Source organism: Shewanella psychrotolerans (assembly GCF_019457595.1).
GTDB lineage: Bacteria > Pseudomonadota > Gammaproteobacteria > Enterobacterales > Shewanellaceae > Shewanella > Shewanella psychrotolerans.
Window position 1 is genome coordinate 2,149,288 of the sequence record NZ_CP080419.1, and the last position, 11,871, is coordinate 2,161,158.

An 11,871-nucleotide genomic window follows, 5' to 3' on the forward strand; every position below is an offset into this window, starting at 1 on the left:
ATTTTTGGACAAAAATGTGTTGGCCTTCGAATGAAGGTGTTGGCATTTTTTGTGGTTTAACATTTGGCTGTTTTGGAATTGGGATTTGTGTTTAAAGTCGAATCTTCATTGTAGTTAAAAGCCTGCGGCTCGCTTATGTGTAGATACTGCTTCGGGACGCTATACGTCATCCTTGACCGCTTAACGAAAACATCCCTGTTTTCGATACCCTCAGCCGCACCTACACGGGGTAATTTTATATCTCCGATTTAGCCTTTCGGGTATCAATCTGGCAATCAAAAGTTAAATCGTTTCTGGACAAAACCTTTTTACGGGCTTAGCTAAATTAGAAACTCATGAATTAGCTTTGATATGGAAAAGTCGCATAGTCATGTATCCAGCATTGCTAGTCTATTAGTTTCGAAATTTACCCATTCTATATTTGTTTAATTCACTGATACTAGCAATTTTATCGAGGGCGTCATTAACCTTAGTGGCCAAATCTTGATTGCTCCCTGCAAGTAGCATAAAGACTCGAATGTAATCCGTTAGCTCTTCACCTTCAAAGCTCATGAACAAACTATAAATGTCTTCTGTCTTGAGTCTTGCTAATATTTCAGCTTCAGACGAGTTGTAAGAGTTTGAACCACGCCTCAAGTCCAATATATCTTTCACTGTCGGTTCTGGCTTTAGCTCTAAGTAGGATTCACGCAATCTTTCAACAAACCGCTCGTCTTTAACCTCAAATGAGAAACCACTATCTACATCAAAAGCTTCGGGACTTCCACGCCTTGAGTCAATGAAAAATTCAATCAACTCATCTGCTTTGTCATCTTTTTCAATCGTACGCAACACCTTCAAACCAGAGCTGTATTGAGAAGCAGAAGTACTAGACGCTATATCTCGCATTCCCTCTTCAAAAGCTAAAGCAATATCTTTTTCATTGTTATTAAATGAGCCATGGAAAAGTCTCCAAGCTTCATCCCATTTCACACTAGCATTTTGAATTTCAAACTCTTTCTGCTTATGTATGCAAAGGGGAATTAACTTTTCTTTATCAAGAAACCCTTGCTCAATACCACGAGCAACAGCCAAATCTATTTCATCAGTATATCCATAACCATATCGACTTAATGTCATATTCCATCTAACGGTTATTTCTTTCGTCCATCCCGCCTGTTCATTTTTCTTCCTAGTCCCAGACTGCTTTACAAACCCAAACTCTGGAATGTGTTTTTCATCAGCACCATGACAGTAGTAACACCAACTGAGTACTATAGTAGAGTGAATCACTTGCCTCTTGATGCTTTCATCGAAACCATCAACCAACTCTAAGAATTCTTTCGTGTGCTCAACTATCTTTCTGATAACTCGCTTATTTTTAATATCCAGTCCCACACAGCAATCACGAACATAATCTTTAAATTCGAAATCTTCTACAAACATAGTGTCGAAACACTGTTCAGCTGTTGGCTCAAAGTGGAGTTGTCTATCTACGATTTTCTCTTTGTACTTCCTATAATCTTCGAAAGTTTGGTCACCAGCTTGCTCATTAAGCAATAAGACAACCTTGCATCCTTTTTGCTCCTTGAAGAAAGAAACTAGTCCCATAAAATCTTTGATATTAATGCCGTTGCTATGGCGCTCTAAGTCATCAAAGCAGATTATTGTTTTGTTCATCGCTAGTTGAGAAACTGAATTAATAAGGCTACCAATACCCCCGACATATCTACTCACATAGGGGATTTTTGTATCCTTTACCAGATCAGCTACTTTTTTTGAATAGCCTTTGATGTTAGGAGCTTGCCCTATTCTCTTGGTATCAATCGTGTTTAGGAATGTAGTTTGCTTTAGCTCGGAAATTGAATTAATCCCGAATAATGAAACATAAGAATATGATTTCAAAGCGCATTCACCTTTGAATTCTTCGATGTACTGCTCCCAGCTGTAAGTTTTACCTATCCCCCAATCACCTTTGATAGCTAATACTTCAGGGGTCTCTGTGGAAAGGAACCTTCGAGTTTGTTCTTTAACTAATTCAACTGACATATTTGCAATATTTCCTACAAGCAGAATGGTATTGAGACCAATATAAACTAGTTAGTCAATCTGTTGTATAAAAGGAAGTGTGTTTGTAAGTTACATCGATCAAAAAACTCAGAACTTTGCTTTTACATTATTTGAGTATGGAAAAGTGAATGGAGCGCGTTATCATTCTATCACTTTTGGGGGTAACCGCGCCTGATGAAAGACTGACACGAAGTTGGACAAGTTACATTCTAAATTAATCCAGCTAAATAGCTTTGGGGCATAAACGAGTTATCTCACTAAACTGTTTAGCCTCTAATCATGCCATTCTCTTAGCAAGAGTTTCCCTTTAACGCCTTTAACCTGGACATTCATAGCTTCAAATACATCATCGAAGCTACCTGTGTCGTTAGGTAGCCCAGGCAATGCCATCACGCTTTGAATCATGAACGTCTGCTTGGCTTCTTCACTTTTCCAAGCCTCTCGCCACCAGTCCAAGACTCTAGTTCTAGATTGTTGCAGCTTGGATGCACTAGGCACCCTATCCTTCTTATTTAGATTTTCGTTGTCAGACGTTGGCAGCAAATTCCACAAGTTATTATTTGGCCAGTGAGCAAATGGTATGCAATGGTCGATGTGGTACTTTTTACGAATATCTTTCCCGCTCCAAACCGACTTCAGCCTATTGGTTTCTCGTATCAACTCTTCTGCACGTTGTCTTACTGCACGGGTATCGTGCTTAGCATCTTCCCACTGCAGTGCTTGGTGGTATTGCTCAAGTGAAACATACCGTGATTTGTTCAACTCGAAACTTTGCATGAGCCCAATCCACTGATTAACAATGAGCGGCTCTATCCAACTGCCAAATACCTTTAAACTCTGCCAAAACTGCTCATCAAGAATGAATTCACCGAAAGAATCTAGGTATTGCTTATCAATGATTACTCGATCACTTTTCCTAACAGTTCGCTTATTTACTTGAAATAGATGGTTAGTCTTATCTTTGTGCCACAAATGCTTAACTGGCATATCACGTATTGTTGTTGCGCAATCAGAGAGTGTTCCGGTTACGGCTCTAGCCTCCTGACCCAAAAACAGCGCACCGATTGATAAATCATTGGCACCGAGTGTGTGCAACGAGCGCCAGTTGTCTTTGATGAACCCGAGACCTTTTGTCGTATTGCTGCTCTGCTGTATTCCGCTATGACTTTCATGGTGGTCAAATTGACTCGCTTGATGCACCGGATAAGATAGAAGTCGGCGGTACTGTTTAGTCCAGTAAAGTGCAACCAAGCCGAGTGGGAGCGCAACTTTGCCATCGGTTTTATCGATGATGCTGCCAGGGTGTGCGTTGGCAATTCGGACCAATGCTCTCAGTAATGCAAGTTTGTAGGTAGCGACTTTACTGTCGTTAACCAAAATATGGCGGATTTTAAGCAGTGCACCGGAGCCATCGTCCGGCATATTGAGTACAACCGTTTCCCACCTGACGGTATCGCGCTTCATGTTGTCAGGCGCACTCTGGACGTGAACCACTTGTAACCCATGAGCTTTAGCAAGTGTTTCTTGCTCTGTGACGCTCACGGGATAACTAACACGGCCATCATTAAACTCACCGTGACGAAGCGTTATCACCAGTTTGCCGTTTGGCGCCAATAGATTGCTGAGCTTTCGAAATGCACGCTGTCGATGTGACTCCGCCAAGTGCATCCACACAGCGCTGACGAGAATAACGTCAAACTGAATACCCAATGAAAGAATATTCTTTAACTCTGGCAACGTATCGTTCAGCCAAGTCACGTTTTGTGATTGAGTATAATGCCTCCCTGCTGCCCGCATTTCATCATTGGGCTCAATGGCATATACATCGCAACCTTGATTGCAAAACCATTTCGCATCGCGACCAGTGCCCGCTCCTACATCAAGCACGCGCTGTTCAGCTTTAGGCCAATAGGCCTGCCATGATTGGTGTACATCCTCAAAGCGCTGCGCATTGTATTGGGTACTGAGTTGCTTCACATGTTCTGTGTAAAAATCTGCCATTATTCGGGTTGTCTTTTGGCCATCGTTGCCGTTAAACGTCTCGTGTTCATCATTTAACTTAGTCATCATCGCCAGCTAGAACGACCTTAAAGCGTACCGGATGATGGTCTGAATACCTTGCCCTAAATGCATTGTGGTTATACGGGGCGTTGCCTGGGTATGGTGTTGTAAAATCTTCCGCCCAGTCATCTTCCATTTCTTCAATCAGATTAATCACTTCAAACTGGCCACCGGAATACAAGCTGCTAGCGTTCGACACTGGATATACGACATTGTCATATGGCCTAGGGCTATTCACGTTTGTGTTCGTCATGAGGCAATTTTCGCCATGATTCAGTGCTGTCAGTGAAACAGGCAAAATCTCTGCGATTTCTGCACAATTCTTAAAGTTCATGTCACCAAGCACGAAGAAATCGTGCTCTACCGCATCATTGTTATCTATCCATTGCGCGACAGTATGAAGCTCTTCTTTTCGGCGTGCTTTTTCCTTCTTACTTGTGCCCGGTTGCAGGTGCACCGACACCAATACAAAATCATCCCCCGTAGCGGTTACCGTAAACGGTGTTGCATAAGGGACTCGTTCATAGTTGTCATGATTTGAGCGGTCTTCACCCAAGAATCCTTTAGGTAACTCTGGAGCATATTGCACCGTTTCAGGTTTAAAAAACGTGACAAACCATTCAGTTGCAGCACTATTGACGTGAATTTTATCATTGGTTCCGGTGTCTTCTTCAGACAATACATACTCAAAACCATGGGAGGCCATCGCTTCAAAGAAGCGCTGTGCTTCGACATCGGGTTTGTACGATGTGTTATCCGGGAAAGTCCCGTCATAAGGCGGTGCCACTAACTCTTGAATGACAACGATATCGTTATCAGCTACAAGCTTAGCCAGCGCAGCATCATCTCTGTCTTTGAAGTTACCCAAGAACTGAATATTGAAAGAAACAATGGAGAGGTATTCTTTTGATGTAACCGCATCTATAGGGAGGAGGCAATCGTCGGTGTGACAATGATAAATGCGTGTTGAGCGGTCTAGATGACCGCCGTTGTCATCTTTAGCGCCACCATGACCAATCGCTGATGGAATAAGCGCCACAAATGACATAGCTGCCGCAAGGCGCAGCAGTTTTGCACTTTTATTCAGCATATAAACCTCCCTGTTTATGAGCGCAGCGTTTCTTCCCAAGTCGTTGCTGGCTTGATTTTGACATTAATAATATGAAGTTGTAGGGGCTTACCAACAACTCGACATCTATTATTAGATACAATTATGTTTTGAGCAATAGTACGTAACACAGTTTGAGGCAATAACGTCTTAGGGTAACCACTCTAAGGCATATCTGGACAAAACCAAGTTAGAGCAATAATTTTAATCAACCTAACATTGATTAGAAAAAGTATCTTGGTTTATCTTAAGGCCATAATTCGCCCGCCTCCTTTGCCTTTGAGTCAGAAAAGTTTTCCGCTTCCCTTGCTCATTTCTTAACATCAATAAGCTACGTAAAGCTTCACCTACTTCAAAATAGTGGGCAATTAAACTCAACCATTACATGTACGAATTGATGTTTGAAATAGGCCAAGCCTTTCCGGACGTAAGATCGGGATGGCGTGGTTCGGTTTCTGGCGTGCCGTATTCATCTCTGATCTCGTCGATTATATTCAGCCAGCGCGCAGGTGCATCTGTCCCACAGCCGTCAGAGGTCATTGCAAATAGCTTTCGGCGAAGTTCGATGGCAGGGTTTGGTACAATGTTGTACGCACCTTTCCAGCTTTCGGAAGGGATATGTTTAGTGATAACCTCTTTGATGGCTCTATAGCTTAAAAAAGAGTGCTTCAGGCTTAATTCGAGGTTAACTAGTAGTAGAATACCGTCTTCATCTGGGCTTTCGGCAACCGCACGAGCAAGCAATATGAGCGTGGCAGTAGGCCCCCCCTCTTTCAACTTGCCGTATACATGAGCTCGCAAATCAGGGTGTGCACTAATCAGCCCGCCGAGTTCCCGTAGAAAATGCCAATCATTCGTAGCTTCACCATCAAAAGCCCCATTAATGGTTAAGTTAAGGATTCGTTGTGCGGAAGACAGTGTGCCTAAACGTAAAGCTACCCCGCGCCAGCGGTGATTGAGATAAAAGCGCGTGTCTTCTTCTGCTAGCTTAAACAGTAATTCCTCGGCTGCTACTGTCGGAGCATAACCGATACCGTCTATCATTTCCTGTAAAAATTGGGGTTCACGTTGCTCAGGCGGCATACCGCGCACGATGGCCAACGCCTCGACGGGGCGATTTACAAACGGGAGAAGACGTAACCAAATCTTCAACTCGTAACCTTCGCTATGCATCAGAATCCAACTCTTGGTTTCTGCCGCTTCAAAGGTCTCAGCAATCCCGTCACCGATGAGATCGATATCGATTTCCTTGCCTGACAGCACAAGGCTTAGGAGCAGTTCGGAACGAGAGCAATCGTGACCAGATCTCGGCGCGATGCTAATTAGCTTTTGGATTGTACAATCGCGCTCACCGTGAGGGAGTCTCAACGCTGAAATAGCAAGTGCGACGGCAAGCCATTTATGCTCTTTTGACGCACTATCGACTATCAATAGTTCGATAGCCTCGAAAATTGCTTCCGCCTCCACTGAGGTGGCATATGGGTTGGCAGTGCAGGCGGCATGCTTTTCTTTTACCCCCGAGAAATCCACTCTGCCTAAAGAGAACTTGTTCCGTGGAGGTTCGTTTGCAGTTTGCCATTGGTCGGCGAGTATCCGTGCAGAGAGTACGCCGAAATACTCATCCGTCAGATATTCCTTTATCATGACGGCGGTTTCTGGCGTTTTGATAGCAAGGAACGCTTGTTGATATACATGTGTCAAGGGGTTGCGAGCTTCGTTCACTGCATCGCTCGGTCGCCAGCCTGCCGTTCTTGCTTGTTCATGAAAGTCTCGGTAGCGATGTAGTTCTTCATCCAAAAGTCGTTTTAAAATTGGTAACAGGCTCACGGACGGAACGCGGCTCACAAGCCTGGCAATGCTGGCTAGCTGTCGGCGGGTTGCTTTGCCCGAAGCTAGCATACGGTTGCCCCAGACCTCTACGAGGTTCTGAATGACCGTAAGCGAAGCCGCATCAAACGGCCTGCCACAATAGTTATCGTCATTGGAATGATCCGAAAGAAGGTCGGCCAAGGACCCCATCTGCCCATTGTCCGCTAACGCCGAACGTGCAACTACGGAGGCAACAAGGCTCGATCCTGGTACGTGTGCCAGTCGGCGTTTCAGCCCTCTATAAATATCACTTGTGTCACTATCGTATTTTCCATCGGCTAGTCGCAAGCACGTTTCCACATTAAGGCATGCGTCAACTACATTGCCAACCGCCATCGGTCCCAGTACCGATGCAGCGGCTTCAGCTAGGTCATCGCGGGACGCTGGACCAGCTAGTACTAGTTGAAGCAACGCATCATCCTCTAAAACTAACCCGGCGGAGTACAAGATGTCATCTGCGCCATAGAACAGCGTACTGCCCGCCTTAACACGTGCCAGCAGGCCGTCCGCAACGGCATCCGGATATAGGTTATACGCCTGCTCGATGAGTGGCTTGACAACACTTTGATGATCAATCTCAATCATGCTGATGATCTCAGCTATCTCGGAGCTGAAGTTTTCGCCTTCTTTCGCATACACGATCATGCGTAGCTGTTCATATGTAGACGTTTCTTCTTCTGCTGCCTGTCTTTTTCGAGCTGCCTCGACGCTCTTCTTGACCCGCTCATCGTCAACTTCATCGACAAGGCACCTTCTGACTATCAAGTCGAAGGTCTCGTCGCCAGCCTTTTGCAGCACTTTAGCCACGTGATAGTCCGCGCGCCGGAACATAAACGCCTCAATAACAGACGCCTGAACTTCTGGTTCTGGATCGTTCATCGCTATAGTGCTTGCTAGGTCGAGACCATCCATGTCACTGTGCGAGGCAATTTCGCTTAATAGTACCGTTCTAGCGTGCTTAGGCAGATCCTTGATTTTATTCTCGGCCTGTTTCCCAAGAATTGACGGTCTAAAGCGCCTGCAATTGCGCAACGCCTCGAGACTGTTCTGCTCGTTTTCGTCAGTGATTAGTGGCCAGACAGCATCAAGGAATTCAGAGCGGCCTGAGGTGAGCATGAATCGAACAGCGCGATCCACTTTTCCGGGCGTGTGCCAATGTGCCACCAGTTCCTGAATGGTCACGGCGATATGTGCCCACACATCTTCCGTAGAGCGGAAGATCATCTCAGCTGCGAGGATGGGGTCGACTTCAAACGCGGCAAGGATCGCCTTGCCGCACTCTGCACGTTGGTGCGTATCGCCGCGAGCCAGACGCTCGACTGAAAAAAGGATAGCTTCTTCCCATACGGGAAGATTTAGCACTTCCGCCTTCAGCACTTCGCGTGTTTTGACATCTGCGACCTCAGTCATGATACGCCGTTCGACTGAATGAGAGGCATACCATTCCTGAAACTGCTGATGCTGGAATGAATAGCCGAGCATCTCACCCGATCGCATGAGCAGATGATTGCTAACTAGCACATCGAGCACTGCGTTGGGCTGCGGTTTGGTCGAGATCTGACCGTCGTTGGCCAGCAGAGTTGCCGTTTGGCTAATTGATTTCCGCGCGTTATTATCGACGATGGCAGTATTTACTATAGACGTAGAAACTACCGCGAGTTCATTGAGATAATCCTGTTGAAATCCTTGTGTGACAGCGAAAAACTCTTCTGCGCGGTTAGCTTTATTTTCGTGTGCAGTCACAAAGTGCCGCAGCACTTCCTCCTTGGTCGTTGGGAATGGTGTATTTTCGGGAAGGGCGAGTAACGTCGTCAAATAGAGTGGGATGGTTACAAGCTCACGGACACCCGCTGTTCGCCACGCTTGGTCCACAAGCTTTTTACCAGCATTACCACGGATCGCTATGGCAATTTCTATTTGCTGCTCTTCGCTGAGCGGCAGTAGATCCACACGAGTTCCTGTGAATGGAACATCTGTGGCCTGTTTTCGAGTCGAAATCACGAAACTTAGCTCAGGTAATTCTGCTTTTAGCGTAGCCACTTGAGAGCGGGCACGGGCCCGCGCTGCTACGTCCAATTCGTTCCATCCATCTAGCAGTAGAACAACACCTGGCTTGGAAGCTACGCTGCGAAGGTCAGATTCTGAGATGTCACGAAACGCAATACGCTTCAAAATAGAATTCAGAATTGTCTCGTTCTCTGTAGCCCAATCCCCTAGGGGAACAATGATAGGGGTGCCTCCGTTACAATCCAATATGCCCTCTGCGATCTGAAATAACGTGGTAGTTTTTCCCATACCGGGTGGTGCAACAAGTATCAGATCGTCCAGTTTGATTACTGCTTTGGCGAGTGCACGAGTACTTAGCGTCTCATCTACATGATCAACCTTGAGCGTGAGCATCACTGTGGTCGCGGGCCATTTGGGTGTACGTCGAAAAATGTCGAGGTCAGCTGACGTTGCTACATGCAGCAGACTGCCCAACTCACCGAGAGTGGGTATCAGTACCTCCACCCCGAAAGGAATACCTTCTATGACGCTTTTCCACGAGGCTTCATCTGTCCTCCGCTTCCACTCTTGGAGCAATTCGACAGAAAATTCTGAATCCTTTGCGTCGATAGCGCGCGCATGAACATCACATAGCCAGATGCCGTTACTTGCAGAGGCTCGCTCTTCCGAAGTCATTGTAGAATCATAGCGAGGCCCGCCCGGTGCGGCCGCGCAGATGTGAGCGGCTATTCCAATTTTTATTTCACCCTGACGGTCCGACGAGGCGGCGTGCGTCACGCGGCGACAACTGGGATTTGAGCAACGGCTAAGTGCCTGTCTCTCGATTTTCCGCTTAGTCAGAGACGTGAAGTCGTCCCTATTCTTGTTTGTGGCCATCATGTTCCGTTTCGCTGAAACTAATTTGAATTGAATAAGCTAACGTATTGTCTGCATTAGTATTATATTCCAGTACGGTTTTAATATCAAAACCCTACACTCTCGTCACTGTGACAGTCTGTTATGGCTGTAATGATCACGACTGGTACCTATGACTGTATTGTTTGTTTCAATTAGACACATAGGTAAGTCCTGTCCGAAAGGGAATTCTGCCTTGTTTTTGATGCTTTTAGCTTCAGTAAATAGAGTCAGAGTAAAATTTAGAAGTACTTACTCTTTTGTGTAATTTTCAAACAAAGCTCAAAAATAGGAATGACACATAACTTGACTAGTATTTATATGGAAAATGGCCATTACCCCAGAGTTGATGAAATTGTCTGCCAACAAGCAATGGTGCATAAATGATTTACGACCCTTGGCACATTTCTGGACAAAAATAAGCTGACCTTCGAATGAAGGTGTTGGCATTTTCTATTAGGCTTAGTTGGAATTGGGATCTGTGTTTAAAGTCGAATCTTCATTGTAGTTAAAAGCCTGCGGCTCGCTTGTGTGCAGATACAGCTTCGGGACGCTATGCGTCATCCCTGACCGCTTAACGAAATCATCCATGATTTCGATACCCTCATCCGCATCTACACTTGGTTATTTCATCTCTTCGATTTCGCCTTACTGGTATCACTTTGACAATCAAAATCTAAAGCATTTCTGGACAGAAATTGGTTAGTGGGATTACTCTAAACAACTTACGCCAGATTAGAAAAAGTATCTTGAAATCTTAAACACTTATTAAGTTCATTTTTTCGGTCTTACTTTTTGCTCGTTTGGATTGTAAAAAAAGTTAATATTGTTTACGGAGAAATCCATGTCTTCTGGTAGAGCTGCACCTAAATAAATTTGTTGTAGTACCGCACCAAATACCATAATTGCTTGATAAGTCGTATGCTGAAACACGCCATCTGCACTATGGCTAGATTCATTACCTAGCCACTTAATTGCTTCAAGTGCTCCAATACATTTACGCTCTACTTTCCCCAATTTTTTACATTTATCTAAACGTTCTTGTAGTGGAATTGGTTTTGGATACCCTTTACTACTAAGGACGGCTACACCGCTTTTAGTTCTATGCTGCTCAATACCCAATTGAGTCAATAGCTCTTCAACAGCAACTCTCAGTTTGTTGCCACACGATGCTTGTTCAACCCAGAAAAGTGAAAACACTAACTCCAACAACATTCTGATCTTGTATGGATATTTGGGGTCTAAAGGGAAAAAATCAGGAGCTGGATTTATGTATGTGGGTGTAAATAGCATTTCGTACCCACAGCCCTCATCAAAGTATAACTCACCTGACATCACAAGAATGCCCACATCAGCACATTCCTGATTTTGACACAGTAAGTCTGATCTTAAGATTGTCCTTGTATCCCCACCAGTTCGAGCATCTGCTATCTGACGAATTTTTAGTTCGCCAACGGGACTCATATCCCCCTGATTACATGATGGACATTCAAATGCTGGAATTTGCTCTTGTGAATATAAAATACCCTGTTTCAAATACCTTTCTCCATAAACTTAACACCGCATTAAGGGGGAATAACGCCTACCACCTAACTAAACCAATGTGCCGTAGACACTTAAGCTGAAGCAAACCAAAAATGCCGAACATTAGGAATCCACATTAAATACTTTGATGGTCTTTGAATGCCGCTACATTTTCCCGAAGAAAACTTTCTCGTGTTGACCTCCTCTCAGGTTGTTATTGGCCAACATAGAGTCTGGCTTATCAACTCACAGTGTTGCAGTCGTACTAACCGTCAGTCATAACGAACTGTAACGCCCATGGGCAGAAGTGAGCTAGAACCTTTACTCTAGCTCAGCCTATTAGACTTAGAAAAATGACC

The 11,871-nt window shown here is 44.9% G+C and carries 5 protein-coding genes; all 5 read right to left on the reverse strand.

The genetic code is table 11. The features are described 5' to 3' along the window. Positions 1-393 precede the first annotated feature (393 nt). Positions 394-2,028, reverse strand: coding sequence for a P-loop NTPase family protein (locus K0I62_RS09575; protein ID WP_220071203.1), 1,635 nt, complete (start codon positions 2,026-2,028; stop codon positions 394-396). A gap of 294 nt (positions 2,029-2,322) precedes the next feature. After that, positions 2,323-4,119, reverse strand: a complete 1,797-nt coding sequence (locus K0I62_RS09580; RefSeq protein WP_220071204.1) for a class I SAM-dependent methyltransferase — start codon at positions 4,117-4,119, stop codon at positions 2,323-2,325. Beyond that, positions 4,109-5,200 (reverse strand): hypothetical protein, encoded by a 1,092-nt coding sequence (locus K0I62_RS09585; protein WP_220071205.1) that lies wholly within the window; start codon positions 5,198-5,200, stop codon positions 4,109-4,111. Before K0I62_RS09585 ends, K0I62_RS09580 begins: the two co-directional genes overlap by 11 nt. A gap of 399 nt (positions 5,201-5,599) precedes the next feature. After that, complete coding sequence (locus tag K0I62_RS09590; RefSeq protein ID WP_220071206.1) at positions 5,600-9,769, reverse strand: NACHT domain-containing protein; 4,170 nt, start codon at positions 9,767-9,769, stop codon at positions 5,600-5,602. A gap of 993 nt (positions 9,770-10,762) precedes the next feature. Next, positions 10,763-11,524: a DUF4145 domain-containing protein gene (locus K0I62_RS09595; RefSeq protein ID WP_220071207.1), complete on the reverse strand. Its 762-nt coding sequence runs from the start codon at positions 11,522-11,524 to the stop codon at positions 10,763-10,765. Positions 11,525-11,871 lie beyond the last annotated feature (347 nt).

Excerpts from the sequence above, each read along its gene's own strand:
- K0I62_RS09575 (WP_220071203.1), bottom strand. The coding sequence starts at position 2,028 with ATGTCAGTTGAATTAGTTAAAGAACAAACTCGAAGGTTCCTTTCCACA.
- K0I62_RS09580 (WP_220071204.1), bottom strand. The coding sequence starts at position 4,119 with ATGATGACTAAGTTAAATGATGAACACGAGACGTTTAACGGCAACGAT.
- K0I62_RS09585 (WP_220071205.1), bottom strand. The coding sequence starts at position 5,200 with ATGCTGAATAAAAGTGCAAAACTGCTGCGCCTTGCGGCAGCTATGTCA.
- K0I62_RS09590 (WP_220071206.1), bottom strand. The coding sequence starts at position 9,769 with ATGACTTCGGAAGAGCGAGCCTCTGCAAGTAACGGCATCTGGCTATGT.